The organism is Viridibacillus sp. FSL R5-0888, from assembly GCF_038009105.1.
In the GTDB taxonomy this organism is placed as follows: domain Bacteria; phylum Bacillota; class Bacilli; order Bacillales_A; family Planococcaceae; genus Viridibacillus; species Viridibacillus arenosi.
In genome coordinates this window covers 1,040,820-1,063,195 of record NZ_JBBPAU010000001.1, presented here as the reverse complement: position 1 = coordinate 1,063,195, position 22,376 = coordinate 1,040,820, and the positions used below count along the sequence as shown (strand labels likewise).

18 protein-coding genes and 1 other annotated feature are annotated in these 22,376 nt (G+C 36.9%); of the genes, 3 read left to right on the top strand and 15 right to left on the bottom strand.

The window, feature by feature from the left end; translation table 11 throughout:
* Window positions 1-87: 87 nt before the first annotated feature.
* The 7 genes from MKY02_RS05220 to zapA all read right to left on the bottom strand — a co-directional run bounded on the left by MKY02_RS05220 (window position 88) and on the right by zapA (window position 10,178).
* Window positions 88-1,776, bottom strand: coding sequence for an AMP-binding protein (locus MKY02_RS05220; protein WP_076034318.1), 1,689 nt, complete (start codon window positions 1,774-1,776; stop codon window positions 88-90).
* Window positions 1,777-2,035: 259 nt separating this feature from the next.
* Window positions 2,036-4,318, bottom strand: a complete 2,283-nt coding sequence (locus MKY02_RS05215; protein ID WP_340710752.1) for an SH3 domain-containing protein — start codon at window positions 4,316-4,318, stop codon at window positions 2,036-2,038.
* Window positions 4,319-4,768: 450 nt separating this feature from the next.
* Entirely contained in the window at window positions 4,769-5,182 is a 414-nt protein-coding gene (locus MKY02_RS05210) for a DUF350 domain-containing protein (protein WP_038187645.1), read from the bottom strand.
* 56 nt (window positions 5,183-5,238) lie between these two features.
* Entirely contained in the window at window positions 5,239-7,602 is a 2,364-nt protein-coding gene (locus MKY02_RS05205) for an endonuclease MutS2 (RefSeq protein ID WP_038187648.1), read from the bottom strand.
* Window positions 7,603-7,618: 16 nt separating this feature from the next.
* Entirely contained in the window at window positions 7,619-9,325 is a 1,707-nt protein-coding gene (gene polX, locus MKY02_RS05200; protein WP_340710750.1) for a DNA polymerase/3'-5' exonuclease PolX, read from the bottom strand.
* Window positions 9,326-9,372: 47 nt separating this feature from the next.
* Window positions 9,373-9,912 carry a CvpA family protein gene (locus MKY02_RS05195; RefSeq protein ID WP_038187655.1) on the bottom strand — a complete coding sequence of 180 codons (540 nt, stop codon included), beginning with the start codon at window positions 9,910-9,912 and terminating at the stop codon, window positions 9,373-9,375.
* 5 nt (window positions 9,913-9,917) lie between these two features.
* Window positions 9,918-10,178 (bottom strand): cell division protein ZapA, encoded by a 261-nt coding sequence (gene zapA, locus MKY02_RS05190; protein WP_038187658.1) that lies wholly within the window; start codon window positions 10,176-10,178, stop codon window positions 9,918-9,920.
* Between the two features lie 84 nt (window positions 10,179-10,262).
* Here zapA and rnhC point away from each other — a divergent pair, with 84 nt between their 5' ends.
* A complete protein-coding gene (gene rnhC / locus MKY02_RS05185; protein ID WP_076034316.1) occupies window positions 10,263-11,198 on the top strand; it encodes a ribonuclease HIII in 936 nt (311 codons plus the stop codon).
* Between the two features lie 50 nt (window positions 11,199-11,248).
* Here rnhC and MKY02_RS05180 read toward each other — a convergent pair whose 3' ends face one another.
* The 7 genes from MKY02_RS05180 to MKY02_RS05150 form a co-directional block, all read right to left on the bottom strand.
* A complete protein-coding gene (locus MKY02_RS05180; RefSeq protein WP_076034315.1) occupies window positions 11,249-12,031 on the bottom strand; it encodes an ABC transporter permease in 783 nt (260 codons plus the stop codon).
* A complete protein-coding gene (locus tag MKY02_RS05175) occupies window positions 12,028-12,912 on the bottom strand; it encodes an ABC transporter ATP-binding protein (protein WP_038187665.1) in 885 nt (294 codons plus the stop codon). Before MKY02_RS05175 ends, MKY02_RS05180 begins: the two co-directional genes overlap by 4 nt.
* Complete coding sequence (locus MKY02_RS05170; protein WP_038187668.1) at window positions 12,909-13,097, bottom strand: PLD nuclease N-terminal domain-containing protein; 189 nt, start codon at window positions 13,095-13,097, stop codon at window positions 12,909-12,911. Before MKY02_RS05170 ends, MKY02_RS05175 begins: the two co-directional genes overlap by 4 nt.
* Before the next feature lie 126 nt (window positions 13,098-13,223).
* Window positions 13,224-15,629: a phenylalanine--tRNA ligase subunit beta gene (gene pheT, locus MKY02_RS05165; protein WP_038187672.1), complete on the bottom strand. Its 2,406-nt coding sequence runs from the start codon at window positions 15,627-15,629 to the stop codon at window positions 13,224-13,226.
* 12 nt (window positions 15,630-15,641) lie between these two features.
* A complete protein-coding gene (pheS, locus tag MKY02_RS05160) occupies window positions 15,642-16,679 on the bottom strand; it encodes a phenylalanine--tRNA ligase subunit alpha (RefSeq protein WP_340711678.1) in 1,038 nt (345 codons plus the stop codon).
* Between the two features lie 119 nt (window positions 16,680-16,798).
* Window positions 16,799-17,029, bottom strand: a binding site (T-box leader).
* A gap of 62 nt (window positions 17,030-17,091) precedes the next feature.
* On the bottom strand, window positions 17,092-17,862 hold the full coding sequence (locus MKY02_RS05155; RefSeq protein ID WP_038187674.1) for a TrmH family RNA methyltransferase: 771 nt from the start codon (window positions 17,860-17,862) through the stop codon (window positions 17,092-17,094).
* A 23-nt stretch (window positions 17,863-17,885) separates the two neighbouring features.
* Entirely contained in the window at window positions 17,886-18,863 is a 978-nt protein-coding gene (locus tag MKY02_RS05150) for a zinc-binding dehydrogenase (protein WP_038187679.1), read from the bottom strand.
* Window positions 18,864-19,000: 137 nt separating this feature from the next.
* Between MKY02_RS05150 and sspI the strand changes: the two genes are divergently transcribed.
* Window positions 19,001-19,207, top strand: coding sequence for a small acid-soluble spore protein SspI (sspI, locus tag MKY02_RS05145; protein WP_038187682.1), 207 nt, complete (start codon window positions 19,001-19,003; stop codon window positions 19,205-19,207).
* Window positions 19,208-19,431: 224 nt separating this feature from the next.
* Here sspI and MKY02_RS05140 read toward each other — a convergent pair whose 3' ends face one another.
* Window positions 19,432-20,574, bottom strand: a complete 1,143-nt coding sequence (locus MKY02_RS05140; protein ID WP_038187685.1) for a C40 family peptidase — start codon at window positions 20,572-20,574, stop codon at window positions 19,432-19,434.
* A 304-nt stretch (window positions 20,575-20,878) separates the two neighbouring features.
* Here MKY02_RS05140 and MKY02_RS05135 point away from each other — a divergent pair, with 304 nt between their 5' ends.
* Entirely contained in the window at window positions 20,879-22,264 is a 1,386-nt protein-coding gene (locus MKY02_RS05135) for an FAD-binding oxidoreductase (RefSeq protein WP_038187688.1), read from the top strand.
* Window positions 22,265-22,376: the final 112 nt, after the last annotated feature.

The window sequence follows — 22,376 nt, the reverse complement described above, 5'->3', positions numbered from 1 at the left end:
TAAAAAATGAAAATATGAATGACTATTCATTCATATTTTCATCTTATAATTTCATTTTACACTTGTCAAGCGGACTTGTCATTATTTTCACATAATTTTCTGAGTTCTTTCTTTATCTTCATCTTGTAGAGTACGTCGTAGTATTTTACCTACAGCTGTTTTTGGTAGTTCATCGCGGAATTCATAAATACGCGGAACTTTAAATGCCGCTAAGTTTTCTCTGCAATACGTATTGAATTCCTCTTCTGTCGCTTTCATACCTTCTTTTAACACGATAAAAGCTTTTACTGTTTCACCGCGATATGGATCTGGTACACCAAGAGCTACACATTCCTGAACGGCTTCATGCTCATATAAAACTTCCTCAATTTCTCTAGGATAAATATTGAATCCACCAGCAATGATAATATCCTTTTTCCTATCAACAACATAAAAGTAGCCTTTGTCATCCATATAACCTAGATCTCCAGTCAAAAGCCAACCATCGCGCATCGCCATTTCTGTGTCTTCAGGGCGATTCCAGTATCCTTTCATCACTTGAGGACCTTTCACAGCAATCTCACCGATTTCACCAATTGGTAGTGGCTCTGTTGAATCTACTTGGAGAATAGCCGCGTCTGTGTTCGGCCAAGGAACGCCGACAGAACCTTTCACACGCTCATTATGCCAAATAAAATTGCAGTGTGTTACAGGTGATGTTTCTGTTAAACCGTATCCTTCTACAAGCTTGCCGCCCGTAATTTTCTCGAATTTCTCTTGTACTTCAATTGGCAATGGTGCTGAACCACTCATACAAGCCTTGATAGAAGATAAGTTATATTTCGCTATATCTGGATGATTTAATAAACCTATATAGAGGGTAGGCGCCCCTGGGAATAGCGTTGTTTTTTGTTTTTGAATCGTTTTTAACGTTGTTTCAACATCAAATTTCGGTAAGAGTACCATTTTATCTCCTCGCATAACAGACAATAACAATACCGTTGTCATCCCGTAAACATGGAAAAATGGCAGCACACCCATAATTACCTCTTCACCTGGTATACACTCAGACATCCATACACTACACATTTGTACGTTCGCTATTAGGTTTTTATGCGTTAACATAACTCCTTTAGGATAGCCGGTTGTACCGCCTGTATATTGCAATAATGCGATGTCCTCTTCAATGTTAAAATTTAAAACGATTGATTCAATTGTGCTTACCCTTATAATTTCTGTAAATAAATGATTGCTACCACTATGCTCAACTGTAACCTTAAAGCCATATTGTTTTTTCTGAATAAATGGATAAATTAAATTTTTGGGGAAAGGTAAGTAATCCTTAATCGCTGTAATAATGACATGTTCTAGATGAGTATCCTTCATGACCTTAGCAATACGGGGATATAAAATATCCAAAGATAAAATCACCTTTGCGCCCGAATCTTTCATCTGATACTCAATTTCTCTTTCTGTATAAAGCGGGTTTGTTTGAACGACAATTCCTCCGGCATATAGCACCCCAAAATAACCTATAACGCCTTGAGGACAATTTGGAAGCATAATGGCTACGCGATCACCTTTCTCAATACCAATGGAAACTAAATAATTGGCGAACTTTAATGAGCTCTCATACAACTCTTTGTACGTAATATCCTTCCCCATAAAATGAATTGCAACTTTGGAAGGTGTCTTGCTGCTCGCTCTTGTCAAATACTGTTGCAAAGGAATTGTTTCATATTCCAAAGACGTAGGAATATTATCCGGATAATTTGACAGCCAAACCTGTTCAGTCATGCTCCATTCCCCCTTTGTTATAAAATTATAAGAATACTCTTATAATTCAGTATAAAATAAAAGTGGTAACGCTTTCAAATTTAATATCAATTTATTGGAAATAATCTTTTTCCCTTCCATTAGGAGCAATAAAAACATTCCCCATTATAATTTACTTAAATGCGCTAAACATACAACAACAATAAAGATCACCCCACCTAGACAAAAAAATGACTTCAATTTATATCGAAGTCAAATTTTTGTATTTTAATATATATACTTATTTATTTAATTCACGAACTAAATAGGTACCTGATGCATAGCCTTGTTTTCCATTTGGTAATTTTACTTTATACCAAGTTCCACTCATAATCGGCTTATTATTTGTATCTATTTCCAGTTCAACAAATTGATAGTTTGCTAATTCGCCTACTTTAGAACTGGACGCGTTTCCTTCTGAGCGTACATTTAGTGCTATTCCATTAGCTGAAGAAGTATTAACACGAGCTAAGTTCTGCACAGTAAAATGTTTATTGTAAGCACTGAAACTTACAACATTTGTATAATACTTTTCCCCTTTATAGGATACTGTTAGCCAGTAATCATTGTGCTTTTCTAGCAAATTAAAAGACTCACCTTTTGAAATAGTTGCTGCAACACTATTTGTACTTCCTTTTTCACTGTAAACATTCAAATTACTATTCGCAATCGCTAACGTTCCAGTCGGGAACACGTCTTTAAGCTCAGGATACTTTGGAGCAGAAGGAACGACTATATTAGGTTTTTTTGAAACTGCTTCTTCTTTATCATATGCCAAAATCCCGTTCATATGATTGGCGATTGCATTTCCCCAATTAGTATCACTTGCATAATAAAAATTCATCCCCTTACTTAAGGAATCAATGCGAGCTCCATTAACGTTTTTAACGGAGTATCCTAAATAAGCCCCACTATTGTATTTCCAATTGGAAGGATTTAAATAAGTAGCCTTCATTGATTGCGCAATAAACTCCAAATTGTTGTCGATGGAATCAAATTTTACAGAACCTATGAACGGGGTAATATCATATGCTCCAAAGCCGAACAAGTTATTTCTTCCAAGTGAAATGTCGGAAACTCCAAATCCACTCTCATGAATTGCATGTGCTGCAAAATATAGAGCGTTTACGCCATACTTATTGGCAGCATTAATAATTGCTTGTCCTTGTCCCGTTAAAACGCTTGTTTTTCCGACAGTCTTACTAGCAATATACGTATTGATTTGATCTGCTTTCACAGAAGACGTAGTACGAAGATCCATAAACAAATAGCGATTTGGATTGGATTCTAAACTAGCGATTCTGGACTTCGTTGTTTCATCTATTAAAGAAGTGCCAGATACAAAACCTGTAAAACCTTCATAACTCACTTGATACCATCCATTATTTGCTTTATAAGTTGTCGTCAGCTTTGTCTTCGCAGGAATCACTTGTAACAAATCTGATGATGTAGAATTTGTTTTGAGTAATTTTAAATCTTCAATATTATAAATAGTCATCTGACTAATTGTTGAACCACTTGGTAATGTAGAGGTATCGTCATCTGTATCATCCGGTTCCGTATCGACAATTGGTGTATCGACACTAAATTTAGTACTGTCTATATACCCTGTGTTACCTTCGTAGGTTACTTTATACCAATTGCCAACTCGATCGGTCGAAGTCACTTTTGCACCTTTTGGAATGCTAGTTAGTATAGTATGCGAAACTCCCGCTTCAGCAAATAAAGATGTTGTCGAATTAGCTTTATAATCCGTACTTGTCATTTGCGTTGGTGTTACTTTACTAACTACAGTAGATTGCACAAAATAATACTTACCCTTGTAGGATATTCGATACCAAGTTTCTCCTTTACTATTCACAACTGATTGCGTAGAAGTGAAGATATTATTTGTTGGGATAGTGTAAACTTGTGCTTTCTTGGTGCTAGGTGTTATACGCAATGAAGCCGTTTTTTTTATTAGGAAATAAGTAGTTGTAGTCTCTTTATAAGCATCATACTCTTTCACATACGAACTACTTACCCAACCAGTTTTGCCTCCGTATGTTACTTTATACCTTGCTCCAGATTTCGCGGTAGCTTTCACCGTCTTGCCTTTTGGAATCGACAATAGTATTTTCCCTTTTGTAGAGCTACTAGACCGTAAATTCACCTTTTCTTTTGTTTGATAATTTGTTGCAGCGAAAGTTGAGGTCGTCGTCGTTTTAGTTGTGATTTTAATATAACTTGTATTAACATAACCAATTTCCCTACCATATTTCACTTTATACCAACTGCCGGTTTTAGAAATATATGTTACAGATTTTCCCTTTGGTATTGTTATTAGAATTTTCCCTTTTGTTGAGGCTTTAGATCGTAAGTTCACATTGGAAGTTACTTTATATGTTTTTATGGTAGCTGCCTCAACTTTTTTGGGTGATATTGGTGTTTCGAATGGACTCACACTTGAAGCTAAAAGAATTCCCATAGATACGAATGCACAATTTGTTAGATATATAGAAGTTTTTTTATTATACAAACTCATTTTGACCCCTCCTGTATGTTTGAGAAATTAATTCTAGGAAAGAAATATTCCCATACATTTTTTTCTAAACTATTAATATTATATCTCTCTTACCATGAAAATAGTATCGAATATATACACTATTTAACATTTTTATAATCATCTTCTTTTATCGGTAACTCTTTAATTTTAGTTAGAAGCTCAATAGTATTTCATTCCCAGATAAATCTTTATTTAAATTTAACTTTCTCGACAATCACTGGAAGTCGTTTATAAAATTCACTTTCATTTATCTATAACAAAGTAATATCATTAGCTAGTCCTTCAGCACCTTTTGATCAAACACATAAAAAAAAGAAGCCCTATAAAGGACTTCAAAATTAGTTCATTATTAAAAAGATGATTCCTACTAAAATAAACGCAATACATACGCCAATTAGTACTTTCGATAAAGTTTCCATATACTCTCCCCTAAGAAATACTTGCACCGATAACAAATGACAGACCTACTGAAATCGTAAACGAAATAAAACCAACTGATCGATTATCTTTTTCAATTTCTTCATCTACCTTAAATGTCGGTGTCATAAATTCAAATAAAACATATGCAAATATTAGTAAGATAAATCCAAACAGTCCCCAACCCATCATTTCTACGAGCGAGTTATGCCTCTCAATGGAGTAACGGAAAATATTACACACCCCTAATATTTTCCCACCTGTTGCAAGTGCAACTGCTACATTACCTTTTTTTATTTCTACCCAATTTTTGTATTTTGTTACGATTTCAAATATCACCATTGATAGGATTAAGCAAAGGACAACAACACTGAAATTACCAGCAGCCTCGACAACAGGATATTGCCAAAATCCATTTAATAACATAAATATCCCCTTTTCAATGTCAAATTTTTTCTCTATCTTTGATTACTTTAAAAGGTTTATTTTAGCTCGGCTACTGTCACACCATAGCCGCCTTCTCCTGCTTCGCCAAAACGATAGGATTTTACACGTGGATGTCTCTTTAGTAAAGCTTGAATTCCTTGGCGCAAAGCCCCAGTTCCTTTACCATGAATAATTGAGACGCGTTGATAATTAGACAGTAATGCATCATCAATATATTTTTCCGTACGTACAATCGCATCTTCATAACGTTCTCCACGTAGGTCTAATTCTAGCTTAACATTAGAATCTCGATTTCGAACACTTGAAACATTTACAGTTTGCTTGTCTTTTTCAGGTTTCACGTACTCTAAATCTGATTCATCAAGCTTCATCTTCAATATTCCAATTTGCACAATCCATTCAGAATTTGATACTTTTTCAAGTAACACACCCTTTTGACCGTAACTTAGTACTTTTACTTCGTCACCCTTAGATAGCTCTTGAGCGCGCGCTTTTAATTGCTGTTGCTTTTTCAGTACTTTATTTTCCGGCGCAGCTTTTTCTAAACGTTTACGTGCATCAATGATTTCATGCTCTTTAACAATCTTGTTAGCATTTAAGCGCATTTTATGAAGTTCTGAAATAACCTCTTCAGCTTCTTTTTTCGCTTCATCCACGATTTTACGTGCTTTGTCTTTTGCTTTTTGTTCTAATGCTTCTTTTTTCGCTTCATAAGCTTTTAATTTTTCATCTAATTCTGATTGAAGTGCTTCTGCTTCTTTGCGTAATACAAGTGTTCTTTCAGCATCTTCTTCTGATTGGCGTCGACTTTCTTCTAGAGAGGCAATCATAGATTCGACTTCATGACGATCAGTACCTGTGAATGTCTTAGCACGATCAATAATAGAATCTGGTAGTCCAAGACGAGTCGAAATTTCAAAGGCATTACTACGTCCTGGAACTCCAATTAATAGACGATAAGTCGGACTCAACGTCTCCACATCAAATTCCACGCTTGCATTGACAACACCTGGACGATTGTAGCCATATGCTTTTAACTCAGGATAATGAGTTGTTGCCATTACTCGTGCTCCGCGACCATGTACTTCATCTAAAATTGAGATGGCAAGTGCTGCACCCTCTTGTGGATCAGTTCCTGCACCTAGCTCATCAAAAAGAATGAGTGAACGATCATCGAATTGATTTAAAATATCAACAATATTCACCATATGTGATGAAAATGTACTCAAGCTTTGCTCAATTGATTGTTCGTCTCCAATATCAGCAAATAATTGATCAAATACCGCGAGATGAGAACCATCAAGAGCTGGCACTGGAATACCCGACTGCGCCATCAACGTACATAGCCCAACTGTTTTTAACGTAACCGTTTTACCACCTGTGTTAGGCCCAGTAATTACGATTGAAGTGAAGTCTTTACCAAATTCAATATCGTTTGCTACTGCTTCTTCTATTGGTAGTAAAGGATGACGTGCTTTACCTAATTTTATATATCCATCGTTATTCATAATTGGCTTCGAACATTTATTGGCTTGTCCGTATTTTGCTTTTGCTAAAATAACGTCAATTTCGCCAAGTAATTGCACAGTGATAAAGATGTCATGTGCTACCTCTTGTACTTTTAGAGATAACATTAATAAAATGCGGGCAATTTCAACTTGTTCTTTTGATTTTAATTGATGGATTTCATTATTCGCTTGTACGACAGCATCCGGTTCAATATATAGTGTTTGACCAGATGAAGATTGATCATGTACAACACCACCATAATGACTACGATATTCAGATTTTACAGGAATAACAAATCGATCATTACGAATTGTAACAATCGCATCAGATAGCATTTTTGTTGCATTAGTGCCACGTGTTAAGCTCGCTAATTTTTCACGAACACGACCTTCTTGTGCTCGCAATTGCTGACGAATTGAACGAAGCTCAGAGCTAGCAGAGTCTAGAATAGCACCGTTCTCATCGATACAAGCATTAATCTCATGCTGTAAACCTGTCAATGTTGGCATGCTTTCTTTTTTCTGAATGAAGTATGGAATTTGTATATCCTCTTCCACTTCAATTCCTTCTATAAACTGACGAAGTATACGACTAGCACGTATTGTGCTCGAAATCTCCATCAATTCAACTGGACTAAGTACACCACCAATTTGCGCGCGTCTAGCATGCGGGCGGACATCGAAAATACCGCCCATTGGCACGTTACCTTTTACGCGTAGAATTGATAAACCTTCATCCATTTCATCTAATAGTTGTAATACTTTCTCTATATCAGTTTCAGGGACAAGTTCATCGATCACAGTTTTCCCTAAAGAGCATGTACAATATGAAGCTACTTGAGCACGTACTTTATCAAATTCTAGTGTTTTCAATGCGCGTTCTGCTATCATTCAAAACACCTCCCCTTCATTTCTTCTGTATAAAGTGGACAAAATCTTCTAATGTCCACGTATTCACGATATTATTTTTCTTTAACCATGCTTTTTGTGCGTATTTCGTTCCAACTTCCATAAAACGAAGTTGGTCAATGGCATGTGCATCTGTATTTATAGCAATTGGCACACCCGCAGCGGCTGCCATTTCTAAATGTTCTTCACATAAATCAAGACGATATGGATTTGCATTTAACTCTAAAATTTTACCATATTCTTTAGCCCATTCAATCAATTGAGAGATATCTGGGTTATAGCCTTCACGATCACCTATTATACGACCAGTAGGATGGGCAATCATATGAACATATGGGTTTTTTAGAGCATTATGTAGCCTGTCCATAATTTTCTCTTGCGGCTGTGAAAAGCTGGAGTGGATCGACGCAATGACAAAGTCTAATTCCTTTAATACATCATCTTCAAAATCAAGCGACCCATCTGGTAAGATATCCATCTCAGTTCCTGCAAGCAAACGGAAGTCTGGATGCTTTTCATTGAATGCCCAAATCTCTTTGCGCTGTTCGATTAATCGTTCAGGTGTTAAACCATTTGCAACTTTTAAATATTGTGAGTGATCCGTAATAACCGCATATTCATAACCTCTAGCAATGAGTGCTTCACCCATTTCATGTACTGCATAAGCACCATCAGACCATGTTGTATGCATATGCAAATCAGAACGAATACCTTCTAATTGAACAAGTTCCTTAATCTCATCCAAACGGTCAAATTCTTTATTACCTACTCGTATACTAGGTGGGATAAACGGTAAGTCAAAATGAGCAAAAAATTCAGCTTCTGAAGCAAATGTTGTTACAGTTCCATCCGCTTGCTCTACACCATATTCACTTATTTTCTTACCAAGGTCTTTTGCCAATTGACGCATTCTTACATTATGTTCTTTTGACCCAGTAAAGTGATGAAGTGCCGTTGCATATTCATCTTGTGTCACTAGACGGAAGTCAACGCTAACGGGCTCTTCGGCGTCCAAAGTTACTGAAATTTTAGTATCCCCTGCTGCAATGATTTCTGAAATGACAAGTGCCCCTAAAAGTTGTTCTTTCACCGCTTCTCGGTTTGCCGTTGCAATAATGAAATCAACGTCCTTACTCGATTCCTTTACACGTCTAAAGCTACCTGCGACCGAAAACTGTTGCACTTCAGAAATCCCGCTTAAAATAGCTTCAATTTCTTGGACAACTTTATCTAATTGCCAAATTGGTAGTCGCTCAGAACGTGTGCCAAATGCCTCTAGTTCTTTTAATATCTTTTCTTCAGTTTTTTTGCCAAAGCCGGCGAGAGCGGAAACTTTACCTTCTTCACAAGCTGCCTTTAGCGTATCTGCTGAATCCACGCCTAACTCTTGATATAACTTAGCAATTTTCTTCCCGCCAAGGCCAGGCAATTTTAATAATGGTGGTAACCCTTTAGGTACTTCCTCTTCAAGTTCTTTTAAAACAGAAGATTCGCCCGTTGCCAGTAAATCTTCTATAACTGCTGCAGTACCCTTACCAATGCCCTTTATCGCAGTAATATCTTCAATTTCGCTCAGGCTTCTTGTATCTGCTTCTAGTGCTGCCGCAGCTTTTCTAAATGCTGAAATTTTAAATGGGTTAACACCTTGTAATTCTAAATACAAGGCTATTTTTTCAAATGTACGAATGATAGTTTTTTTATTCAAAAAATGACCTCCTTATTCGTAAAAAAACTGCTCTCAGTTGAGAACAGTTATTTCATGTAGACAAACCACATATTTTTGAACATGTTCGAAATAATTGGTGTATATTCGAGCATTAATTTTGTGAGGATTGAATTATCAACATACTTCTGGATACCATCTAATGGTAACAACGCTAAAATATAAAGTAAAATAAACACTAATATATAAGCTTCTATAAATCCTAGTATTCCGCCAAAAAAGCGATTAAACGGACCTATAATAGGCACATATTTTAAGAAATCAAAAATTGACGCCACAATTTGCATTGCAAATTTGACGACAAAGAAAATAAGTGCAAAGGCAAGTAGCTGATAAAATGTTTGACTAAGATCTAATTGTTCCATCGCATAAGTTAACGTCGTATTCCCGTCAACTGCTGGATATGGAATCCAAAGCACAAATTTCTCAGCTAAAGGTTTATAATAAACATAAGCGACAATCATCGCGATTAAAAATCCAATGATATGTATCAACTGGACTACTAAACCTCTTCTTCCGCCAGTGATAATGCCGGCAATTAATAAAATAATTATAAGTATATCGATCATTTACTTCAATCCTTTAGTTTTTTCAGTTCTTCTTCTAATAATACAAGTTGCTCTTTTAATTTCAAACTATCATTTACTGAATTTACAGCTGTAAGGACGGCCAGTTTTGTACTGTCAAGGCTCGGGTTTGCCTGTTTAATCTCTCTCATAGTATTGTCAACTGTAGACGCGACTAAACGCATATGTGTTGTTGACTCTGTACCAAGCATAGTATATGTTTGACCATATATATCAACTGAAATTCGATTTTTTTGTTGCTCTGACACAGCTGCCCCTCCTTAAAATCCTATTTCTAATCATACCATGAAACTGTTTATCATGTGAATAACGAGAGTAGAAAGGACTATAAAATGTCTAATATTGTAATTGTTTTAACAACCGAAAAGCAAGGAGAACTTGCTTCTTATTATGCCTCATCTAGAGTAGAACGCAATGCGCCAGGAGTCATATTTGCTGCGAAGTTAAGCGATACTTCTATCACTTCATATAAATCTGGCAAAGTGATGTTTCAAGGTAACGGAGCCGAACGGGAGTCTAGTCGATGGGGGAAACCTAATGATCCTACGACTAAAAAGACGTCATCAAAGGGTGATAAGTTGCCTTCCAATTTTGAACAACTCTCCGTAATGGGTTCTGATGAAACAGGAACAGGCGATTACTTCGGCCCAGTAACGGTAGCAGCCGTATATGTATCTGCTAATAAAATTGCACTCGTTCGTGAGCTCGGTGTTAAAGACTCTAAAATGCTAACGGATGATTTTATGAGACAAATCGCGCCTGATTTAATGCGAGCACTACCTCATAGCATTCTAACGGTACGAAACGACAAATATAACACTATTCAAGCTAGAGGCTGGTCTCAAGGGAAAATCAAAGCAATGATGCACAACCAGGCACTTCATAACGTGCTCGGCAAAATTGCACCAGAAAAACCAGCACATATTTTGATTGACCAATTTGCGGAACGTGGCATTTACTATAACCACCTAAAAAATGAAAAAATCATCGTTAAAGAGAATGTACTATTTGCTACAAAAGCAGAACAATTACATGTTTCAGTAGCCGCTGCCTCTATTCTAGCACGATACGCCTTCTTAAAAGAAATGGACCGCCTCGCCGATTTAGTTGGATTTGATCTGCAAAAGGGAGCTAGTAATAAGGTAGATGAAATGGCCGCGCGTATTTTATTATCAAAAGGCGAAGCGACATTAAAATCTATGACGAAATGGCATTTTGCAAATACTCAAAAAGCCCACTCTATAGCGACTAAAAAACGATCTAAATAAAAACAAGCTATTCCTCTCTCTTTACATGAAGAGAAGGAATAGCTTGTTTTTTATATTTTTATATTCTCCATATTCTTTCTTGCACCAAATACTCCGACTAACATTAACACTATTATGGCAACAACCGTCACGACGACCGATAACCAAAAATCACTACTATCTGGTTTTGACCCAAGCCACGTTACTGCGTATGTGCCCAATTTCCAAGGAGACACTGTCCAGAACTGTCCGATAATGCTATCGATTAGCTGTAGAAAATACGTCAGAAGAATTGCTAGAGTACCCGCAACACCCGTAGAGAATAATGCACTCGCTGTGACTGTCACCGTCACGACGAACAATACCCATAGACTATAAGTGCCAATGAGGGCTGCTATCCGCCAAACTTCTACCTCATTATATAAAATCACCGTATAGTAATAGCTTGCTAATAAGCCTATTATTGTACTAAAGAGCGCAACAATTGTTGCTCCAGACCACTTACTGAAGTAATAAGAAGCAAAAGAAATTGGTCGTACATACAATAGTGCGGCTGTACGATTTTTTCTTTCCTTACTAATAATCCCCATAAAGCTTAAAACAATAATAAGTGAAACAATGAGATGGAACTGTCCGACTGTAGAAGCTATTACTTCAACCGATGTCATATCTGCTATACCCATATCAAATCCCTCAGGCATATTGCCGACAGCCTTCATAATATCTTCCATATAATATAGTGTTACCGGCTGCATAACACCATATAATACAAATACAAGAGGAATCCATAATATCTTCAAGCTACGTACATGATCACGCCATTCTTTTTGTAAAAGTACACGCCATTGTATCATAGTTTTGCCACCTTCATGAAGATTTCCTCCAAGCTAGCAGATTGCTGCTCAACTTTCCGGATTTCAAAGGTCTCCTTCGCTAACTCCTGAATAACTTGTTGCATATCATCTGTCTGTAAAATCACAATGTTACCTTGTTGCTCAGCACTTAATGTACTATTCACTACAAATTGAGCAGCCTCTTCTACTACTTTAAATTCCACTACAATTTGACGATGTTCGTATTTTGCTTTGACATCTTGTAATGAACCTTGCTCAACTAATTTACCAGCTTTCAAGAATAATAGCTGATCCGTCATTTGCTCAGCATCATTCAAAATATGTGTTGAATACAAAATCGTCATTTCTTGTTGTAACGACTTCATCAAATTCATCATATCTAAGCGACCTGCTGGATCAAGAGCTGATACTGGCTCATCCAATAAGAGGAGTTTGGGTTTATGTATAATGGCTTGTGCTAGACCCAATCTTTGTTTCATACCACCAGAGAACGTACCAATCTTTTTATTTACTGCATCTTTTAAGCCAACGAATTGAAGCATTTTCTCTGACTCTTCCTTCGCAGTTTGAGCAGTCAATCCACTTAATCTCGCTGCCATTATTAAAAATTCACTCGCTGTTAGCCAAGTATTAAACTGTGGATATTGTGGTAAAAACCCAATCGCATCTCTCGGGTCCCCTGCTATTCCGTCGAATTGAATTTGCCCATTTGTTGGTTTCAATAGCCCAGCAAGCATCGATAATATAGTTGTTTTACCTGCTCCATTTGGTCCAATTAAAGCCGTTGCTGTTCCTTGTATTAACTCAAAAGATATATTTTTAATCACTTCATGCTGTCCATAATTCTTTTGCAACGCTGAAACTTTTAATAACTGGCTCATACTTGTTTTCTCCCGAAGATAAAGTAAATAATAGGTCCTAAAATGTTCGCAAAAACAATCACAATAGCCCACAGCCATTTCGGCCCATTTGTTTGCGGAATTTTCACTAGATCAATTAAAGCAACAATCATTAAAATAAACTGAATGATTATTATCGGTAATAGCATCAATAATAATGAACTCATCTTGTTCACCTCTTCTTTGTTATACAATAAATATAACAGATAATCTTTTCCATGAAAAGGATATTAAAAAAATACCTGACCAAGACATAATGTCTGATCAGGTATTTAGTTTAAAAATCTATTTAATTAACGAATTTGTGCATTTGCTTCTGCTAATGCTTTTAACACTTCGTCATGTGCTGCTACTACTTCTTCATCTGTTAAAGTACGCTCAGGTTCGAAGTATTGTAGTGAGAAGGCTACTGATTTTTTACCTTCTTCCATTTTGTCTCCTTCATATAAATCGAAGACACGAACATCTTTCAATAAAGTACCACCTGCTTGACGGATAATTACTTCAAGATCCGCTGCCGCTACGCTTCTATCAACAACTAAAGCGATATCACGCGACATCGAAGGGAAACGTGGAACTGGAACGTAAACTAGTGCTTCAGTAGACGCTTCTAAAATAGCTGCTAAGTTCATTTCCATTACGTATGTTTCTTTTAAGCCATTTGCTTTTTGTTCTGTTGGGTGCAATTGCGCGATTAAACCAATACGGTTGCCATTTAATAATACGTTAGCCGTACGTCCTGGGTGTAAACCATCTAAAGTAGCGCGTTCAAATGTTACTGCATCTGCTAAACCTAGGCGATCAAATAGACCCTCAACGATTCCTTTTAATACAAAGAAATCAACCTGTTTATGTTCACCTTGCCAAGCGTGATCTAACCATTTACCCGTGATAACTGCAGCTACATGTTCTTCTTCATGTGGAAGACTTTCTTCAGTTAAACCTAAGAATACAGAATCTACTTCATAAAGTGCTACTAAGTCTGCTTGACGTGCGACATTATAAGACGCTGCTTCCACTAAATGTGGGATTAAGCTTTGACGTAATGTGCTACGTTCTTCACTCATTGGCATTAACAGTTTTGTAACAGGCGCCGTTTCTAATGCAAATTTTTGTGAAAGTGCATCAGATGTTAATGAGTAAGTAATCGCTTGGTGAAGACCTGCACCTTCTAAATATGCACGTACGATACGACGTTTTGCTTGATAAGGTGTTAAACCACCAGGTGTTGTTTCACTTACAGGAAGTGTTGTTGGAATTTCATCGTAGCCATAAATTCGTGCAATTTCTTCGACGATATCTTCCTCAATTTTAATATCTTGACGACGAGTTGGTGCATCTACATAGAGCATGCCATTCGCAGTTTCAACATCAAATTTTAAACGTTTTAAAATTGACACCATATCATCTAAAGAAATCTTCATACCAAGACGAGCATTGATAAAGTCAGGAGAAACGATTACTTTTGCAGGAGTTTTATCTAATTCATCAAACATTACTGAGCCAGCTAATACTTCCCCACCAGCTAGTTCTGCTAATAATTTAGCTGCACGTTCAGCTGCTGGAATAACACGGTTTGGATCAAGACCTTTTTCAAAACGGGCACTTGCATCACTACGTAAACCTAAGTCTTTTGATGTATAGCGTACTGATAAACCTTCAAAGTATGCTGATTCAATGACAACAGTCGTTGTCCCTTCATGCACTTCTGAGTTTAATCCGCCCATAACACCAGCTACAGCTACTGGTTCTTTAGCATTAGTAATAACAAGATTACTCGCATTTAATGTACGTTCTTTATCATCAAGAGTCGTTATTTTTTCGCCTTCATTAGCTAAACGAACTACAATTTCCCCTGTTCCTAAACGGTCATAGTCAAATGCGTGAAGCGGTTGACCATATTCCATTAAGATGTAGTTAGTAACATCGACAACATTGTTATGCGGACGTACGCCAGCCGCCATTAAACGCTGTTGCAACCATAATGGAGACTCAGCTACTTTAACGTTTTTCACAACTTTTGCTACGTACATAGGGTTTTCTACCGGTGCATCTACACGAAGTTTTAAATAATCAGAAGCTTTTTCAGTTGATTCTGTATAATCTAGTTCCGGTAATTTAACATCCTCAGAAAGGATTGCTCCTACTTCATAAGCTACACCTAACATACTCATAGCATCTGAACGGTTTGGTGTTAAACCAAGTTCAAGCACTGTATCATATAGGCCAAGTACTTCAAGTGGATCTGCCCCTACTGGCGTTTCCGCAGGTAATACGAAAATACCTTCACTGTAAGCTTTCGGTACTAATTTACCTTCGATACCAAGCTCTTGTAGTGAACAAATCATGCCGTTAGATACTTCACCACGAAGTTTGGCTTTTTTGATTTTGCCACCCGGTAAATGGGCACCTGGACGAGCAACGATCACTTTTTGACCAACTGCTACGTTTGGAGCTCCACATACGATTTGTGATAATTCTTCTTCACCAAAATCTACTTGGCAAATATTTAATTTATCCGCTTCTGGGTGTTTTACTTTTTCTTTCACTTCGCCAACCATTAGCTTTTTCATACCTTCAGCTAGGTTTGCAACGCCGTCCACTTCAATCCCAGAACGTGTAATTTTTTCTGCTAAAACTGCTGGCTCTAGGCCTTGTAAATCAACATATTGTTCTAACCATTTTAACGATACTAGCATGTTTACCCCTCCTTACTCTTCTGTGCGGTGGAATTGTGATAAGAATCGGATGTCATTCGTATAGAAATGACGGATATCGTCCACCCCATATTTCAACATTGCAATACGTTCTTGCCCCATACCAAATGCGAAGCCTGAAACTTTTTTAGGATCATAACCAGCCATCTCAAGAACGTTTGGATGTACCATACCGGCACCTAGAATTTCAATCCAACCAGTTTGTTTACATAAACTACAGCCAGATCCACCACATTTGAAACAAGAGATATCCATTTCTACTGAAGGCTCAGTGAATGGGAAGAAACTTGGGCGTAAACGAATTTCACGTTCTTGGCCAAACATTTTTTTCGCGAAAAGATCCAAAGTACCTTTTAAATCGCTCATTGTAATGTTCTCGCTTATTACAAGTCCTTCAATTTGATTGAATTGATGCGAATGTGTAGCATCATCATTGTCACGGCGGAATACTTTACCTGGACAGATAATTTTCACAGAAGCACCTTGTTTTTCTTCCATAGTACGAGCTTGTACAGGAGAAGTTTGTGTACGAAGTAAAATCTCTTCAGAAATATAGAATGTATCTTGCATATCACGAGCAGGGTGACCTTTTGGCAGGTTTAATGCTTCGAAGTTATAATAGTCTTTTTCAACTTCTGGTCCTTCCGCAATTTCATATCCCATGCTGATGAATAAGTCTTCTATTTCTTCAACAACCTTTGTTAACGGATGTTTACTACCAACTTTTATAGGACGACCTGGTAAAGTCACGTCAATTGATTCTTTTTCAAGTTGTTCCTGAACCGCTTTTTCCTCTAGTAATTGCGCACGTACTTCAAGCACCTCAGTCACTTCTTGACGTACAACGTTTACTAGAGCACCCATTTTAGGACGTTCCTCTGCAGGCAGTTTACCCATCCCTTTTAATAAATCCGTGATTGGACCTTTTTTACCTAAATAAGCAACACGCACATCATTCAACTCTTTAGAGTTCGATGCCGCTGCAATTTTCGCTAAAGCTTCTTCCTTTAGCTGATTTAATTGTTCTTCCATTGCCATTTAAATTCCTCCTTCCAATATCGAATAGTAAAAAACAAATTGTTTTTACTAAACATGCAAACCTTCTTTTCATGTAGAATGTAAAAAATCTGCACAAAAAAACTCGCCCCCTAAAAAGGGACGAGGACATAGTTCGCGGTACCACCCTAGTTATTGTACTTAAGTACAATCACTTCATTGACATAACGGCTCTAAACCGGCCTACCTTTACAGCAATTGCTGGTCCCGGTGGCTGCTAACGGAGTGAACTTCCATGTAACACAACTTTATGCACGCTTGCAGTCTTTGGCGAGCACTCCCTAAAAAGTGTAGAAACATATACTTTTTCCGATCAAAGCATTTAATTTTTATAAATTATTGTATGCAATAATAAACATTATACGCAACTAAATTGTTTTCTTCAAGGTCACTTTGCTGAAACTGCGAAGTTATATAACAAAATACCAGAAGCTACTGCTACATTTAAAGATTCAGCTTGCCCTAAAATTGGAATGATTACATTGGCATCTGTTTTTGCAAGTAAGTCTGGGTGAATACCATTGCCTTCATTGCCCATAATAAGTGCAAATTTATCGCCTTTTTTCACTTCAGAATATACTACTGCATTATCTAAAGCTGTCCCGATAACAGGGATTAATCTGTCTTGTAAACTGTCAATCCAGTCTCCAAGATCCCCTTTCACCACAGGAATATGGAAATGCGATCCTTGAGCAGAGCGGACTGTTTTTGGATTGAAAGCATCCGCTGAGCCTTTACCAAGAATAACCGCATCAATACCTGCTGCATCTGCCGTACGAATCATTGTACCCACATTACCTGGATCTTGAACTGCATCAATTAATAATAATTTTGTCCAGCCTACTTGTTCTTCCTCTGTTACTTCACGTTGTTTACATTGTGCGAAGATACCCTGAGGATGTTCTGTTTCAGACAATTCTTTTGCAATTGCTTGTGTTACTTCTACAACAAAAATGTCATCAATATTCCATGTATGTGGAATGTCCACACCTTCACGGACGATAATTGTTAATACCTCACCATTGTTTTTAATTGCTTCTTCAACTAAATGGAATCCTTCAACGATAAATTCGCCAGAGCGTTCACGTTCTTTTCTAGTTGTCACCAGTTTTTTCCAATACTTCACTAGTGAATTTTGTGGTGATTCTATTCTTTTCATAAAATGTATACCGCCTTTAATTTTTAAATCGTTATAGTTATTTTGCCAAACTGATGATTTTCTTTTAAATATTCAAGCGCTTGTTCCGCTTCATCTAATGAGAAAGTTCGGTCCATCACTGGATGCGTGTTAAATTTCGCTAAATGCTCAAGGCATGCACGGAATTCCTCGCGACTTCCCATTGTAGTCCCATACAATGTATATTGTCCATAGAAAAATTTTCGTAAGTCAAAATCGACAACGTCTTCTGTTGTTGCACCGAACAATACTATTTTACCACCCTTTTTTAAAACATCCAAAGAGCGATTAAAAGTGGCACGTCCAACACTTTCAATAACAACATCGATTTGTTCCTCTTTTAATAATTCTACCCAGTCAGCGTGCGTATCAATCGCAATGTCAGCACCAATTTTAAGTGCTGCATTTCGTTTTTCTTCACTACGAGAAGAGACTATGACTCTAGCTCCAACATTTTTAGCCATTTGGATTAAAAACGTCGCAACACCGCTACCTGCTCCTGGGATAAATATTGTTTGCCCCGCTTCTATTTGCCCTTTTGTAAATAAGGCACGATAACCTGTTAATGGTGAAATACCAATAACAGAAGCCTCTTCAAATGAAAGATGTGCTGGCTTTCGCTCTAGTTGTTCCACTGAAATAGCAATTTTCTCCGCGAATGTTCCGTTGTCAGGAAAACTTAAGATATCAAAATCAGCAGGGGGTACATCAGAATTTTCATACCAACGCAATGAAGGATTAATAATGACTTCATCTCCTACTTGCCAATCTGTCACACCCTCACCTATTGCTTCAATAACACCGGCTGCATCAGAACCTAAAATAAGCGCCTCGCTATCATTTCCTAAACGTCCTGGTGTATACAAATCTCGACGATTTAATCCTGAAGCTTTAATCGCAACTACTGCTTCTAAAGCGCCAGCTTGTGGGTTAGGTAATTCAGTTACTTTAAAAGATCCTTTTTCAAAAACAAATGCTCTCATGATAAAACAACCCCTTAGTTATGTAATATTTTTTCATAAAATTCACAATAGTAAATAATATCAACCATTCTAATTTTAACAAATGAATGTATAACTATCGAGCCTAACGGCAAAAATGATAATAGGAGGGATGAAGTATGAATTTTCAAATACGACAAGCCGTTAAAGCTAATGTTCAAGGTCAAAGCGCCGACGAACTGGAGAATGTTGTTGAAGATGCGATTAAACGCGGTGAGGAGCATTTACTCCCTGGACTTGGCGTCTTTCTAGAAGCATGGTGGAATAATGCAGATCAACAAAAAAGACAAAATTTTATGCAAGATTTATCCAAAGCAATGGCCTAATAAAAAAACTGTCCAAACGATGTCAACTTCGCTTGGGCAGTTTTTCATTTAGAGACAATGATATTCCCACCTAGTTAATACTCATTTTCACCCTTAACTTATATCTTAGCGAATGAAATTTCAACAAATTTCACCTTTTCAATATATAAAAAGCTGAACTAATAAAATTGCTTAGTTCAGCTTGTTACACATTATTCATAACTATTTTTCTTATTAATTTTTAATTATCTTACGCGTGCTGCACTCGAGAAACTAGATGGATTGTAAGATGCGATTTTCACGACATCACCAGTTTGAGGTGCATGTAACCATTGGCCATTACCGATATACATACCAACGTGGTACGCAGGGCTACCAAAGAACACTAAATCGCCAGCTTGGACATCATTAGGTGAAATACGAGTACCTGCATTTTGTTGTTGACTAGACGTTCTCGGAAGACTAATGCCTTCAGAACGGTAAACATATTGCATTAAACCTGAACAATCAAAGCCTGATGGTGAAGTACCACCCCATACATATGGTACGCCAAGGAAATTCTTCGCATAACCAATTAGACCAGATGCATCTCCGCCTGAAGGTTTTTGATTTGTTAGGTTTAGGGCATCATTTTTGTTTGATGTTTTTGTGATATTCACTACTGGTGGTAAGCTCACTGTTTTTTCATCGTCATTAGAAGCTGTTTTTACTGCTTCTCTTACTGCTTTCTCTGCACGTTTTTGAGCAGCCTTTTCAGCTTTTTTAGCGGCCTTTTCTTCTTTAATTGTTTTTTTCGTTGCTTTTAGTTTAGATACAACTTTCTTTTTATCTTTTTTGATTTGCTTCATTTCTTTAGCTAAATCTTTCTTATCTTTTTTCAATTCTTTATTAATTTTATCAAGAGATGTTTTTGAAGTGATTAGCTTATCTTCTTTTTCATTTAGCTCTGTCATTAATGATTGATCACTATTTAAAATTTGAGTTACGGCTGTTGTACGGTCGATGAAATCAGACATACCTTCAGATGATAGTAAGACATCTGCATATAACATCCATTCACTCTTGCTTTCACCTTGGATATCTCTTAATCGCTCTTCATATAATGTTTTACGGAATTCATATTCTGTTTGCGTTTGTTTAATGTCTTTTTTTGTTTGAGTAATTTTTTCGTTCGAGTTTTTAATTTTCTTATTTAGTCGATCAACCTTATCCATTGCCTCAATAATACTGTTATCAATCTTTTGGATTTTTTGTTCAAGCTTTAAGGCTTTTTGTTCAGCTTTTGTTTGAGCTGAGCCATTTGAAGGACTAGCGTAAGAAGGGGATACTTGTAATAGAGCAGCCGCTAAAACGGTTATTGCTAAAACATTTTTGAATATCTTCTTCATTAATTATCATCTACTTTTCTATGTAATATTATGGGTGTTTTGCTATGTTTTTTTACTTGACTATTTTCCAGTCTATACTTCTGCTATATGAAAAACAATATTTCGACATGTACTGTAACATAAATGTAATCTTTAGTGTATGGAATTTAGCTATTCCTAACTAACATTCTATAAAAACAGCTCTATCCATATTTTGTCTTGCGTAATATCGTGGCCATATTATAATAAATTCTATTACATCGTTAATTATCCGAAAATAATCATATTTCGGATTCTTCAAAAATTTAAAGTGAGGCGAATTGAAATGACAGTAGCAGTTGATAACATTGTAGAAGCGTTAAAACAATTCCTAGACGGAGATCAAGTTTCTGTTAACGAGACAGTGAGAGAGCTACACGGTCAAGACGAATCATATCATGTGGCTTCCCTTCCAGACATCGTTGTTTTCCCTAAAACGAAGGAACAAGTAAGTGAAATTATGAAACTGGCAAACGAGCTAGTAGTTCCTGTAGTACCTTTTGGGAGAGGTTCTAGTTTAGAAGGTCATGTTATTCCTTATCAAAATGGTATTACGATTGACTTTTCTTTAATGGATAAAATTTTAGAAATTCGTCAAGATGATTTACTTGTAAAAGTACAACCTGGTGTCACAAGAATGCAGTTAAATAAAGAACTTAAAAAACACGGTCTCTTTTTCTCAGTAGATCCTGGTGCAGATGCTACTTTAGGCGGGATGGCTGCGACAAACGCGAGCGGCACAACGGCTGTACGATATGGCGTCATGCGCGACCAAGTACGTGACTTAGAAGTTGTTTTAGCAGACGGCAGAATTATTCACACTGGTAATTTAGCTGCAAAATCATCATCTGGCTATCATTTAAATGGTTTATTTGTAGGCTCTGAAGGTACCCTTGGTTGCTTCACAGAACTTACATTAAAGGTTTATGGTATTCCTGAATTTGAAACGGCTGCTCGTGCTGTCTTCCCGACAGTTGAAGATGCAATTGCTGCTGTTACTTCTATTTTACAAGTCGGCGTTCCGATTGCACGAGTTGAATTAGTCGACGAAGAGTCTATTCGCCAAGTAAATCATTACAGCGACACTGATTATCCTGAAAAACCAACTCTATTTATCGAATTTCACGGTAATGAAGCAGGTTTAGCACAAGATGTGATATTTACACGTGAAATTATGGAGGATCATGGTTGTGTAGAAGTACAGTTCGAATCTGATAATACTGCTCGTACAAAACTTTGGGATGCTCGTCATAACTTAGCTTACGCTTATACACACGGTCATCCTGGTAAAAAACAAATGGTAACAGATGTTTGCGTAGCCATCTCAGACTTAGCTGATGCTGTTCATTTTGCACGTGAACAACTAAATGCAGCTAATCTTCCAGGTGGAGTATTAGGTCATGTCGGTGATGGTAATTTCCACGCGATAGTTATGATTGATATGAAAGATGCAGAGGAAGTTAAGAGAGCCGATGCTTTTAATGAAGCTATCGTACAATTTGCATTAGATCGAAACGGTACTTGTACTGGAGAACACGGCGTTGGAATCGGGAAACAAAAATACCAAGCTAAAGAGCATGGCGAATCATATAATGTCATGAAAGCTATTAAAATCTCACTTGATCCAAACAATATTTTGAATCCAGGTAAAATCGTTCGTATCGAAGAATAAGATATATAATGTGATACCCCGCTACTATTTAATATTAGGAGCGGGGTTTTTACTAGTTTTTTTAAAATTCTCTTGTAATCTGCTTAATCACCATTATAATAAATGTATTATT

Bases quoted from the DNA above. Each gene is read 5' to 3' on its own strand.
- MKY02_RS05220 (WP_076034318.1), bottom strand. From the start codon at position 1,776: ATGACTGAACAGGTTTGGCTGTCAAATTATCCGGATAATATTCCTACG.
- MKY02_RS05215 (WP_340710752.1), bottom strand. From the start codon at position 4,318: ATGAGTTTGTATAATAAAAAAACTTCTATATATCTAACAAATTGTGCA.
- MKY02_RS05210 (WP_038187645.1), bottom strand. From the start codon at position 5,182: ATGTTATTAAATGGATTTTGGCAATATCCTGTTGTCGAGGCTGCTGGT.
- MKY02_RS05205 (WP_038187648.1), bottom strand. From the start codon at position 7,602: ATGATAGCAGAACGCGCATTGAAAACACTAGAATTTGATAAAGTACGT.
- MKY02_RS05195 (WP_038187655.1), bottom strand. From the start codon at position 9,912: ATGATCGATATACTTATAATTATTTTATTAATTGCCGGCATTATCACT.
- rnhC (WP_076034316.1), top strand. From the start codon at position 10,263: ATGTCTAATATTGTAATTGTTTTAACAACCGAAAAGCAAGGAGAACTT.
- MKY02_RS05180 (WP_076034315.1), bottom strand. From the start codon at position 12,031: ATGATACAATGGCGTGTACTTTTACAAAAAGAATGGCGTGATCATGTA.
- MKY02_RS05175 (WP_038187665.1), bottom strand. From the start codon at position 12,912: ATGAGCCAGTTATTAAAAGTTTCAGCGTTGCAAAAGAATTATGGACAG.
- MKY02_RS05170 (WP_038187668.1), bottom strand. From the start codon at position 13,097: ATGAGTTCATTATTATTGATGCTATTACCGATAATAATCATTCAGTTT.
- pheT (WP_038187672.1), bottom strand. From the start codon at position 15,629: ATGCTAGTATCGTTAAAATGGTTAGAACAATATGTTGATTTACAAGGC.
- pheS (WP_340711678.1), bottom strand. From the start codon at position 16,679: ATGGAAGAACAATTAAATCAGCTAAAGGAAGAAGCTTTAGCGAAAATT.
- MKY02_RS05155 (WP_038187674.1), bottom strand. From the start codon at position 17,862: ATGAAAAGAATAGAATCACCACAAAATTCACTAGTGAAGTATTGGAAA.
- MKY02_RS05150 (WP_038187679.1), bottom strand. From the start codon at position 18,863: ATGAGAGCATTTGTTTTTGAAAAAGGATCTTTTAAAGTAACTGAATTA.
- sspI (WP_038187682.1), top strand. From the start codon at position 19,001: ATGAATTTTCAAATACGACAAGCCGTTAAAGCTAATGTTCAAGGTCAA.
- MKY02_RS05140 (WP_038187685.1), bottom strand. From the start codon at position 20,574: ATGAAGAAGATATTCAAAAATGTTTTAGCAATAACCGTTTTAGCGGCT.
- MKY02_RS05135 (WP_038187688.1), top strand. From the start codon at position 20,879: ATGACAGTAGCAGTTGATAACATTGTAGAAGCGTTAAAACAATTCCTA.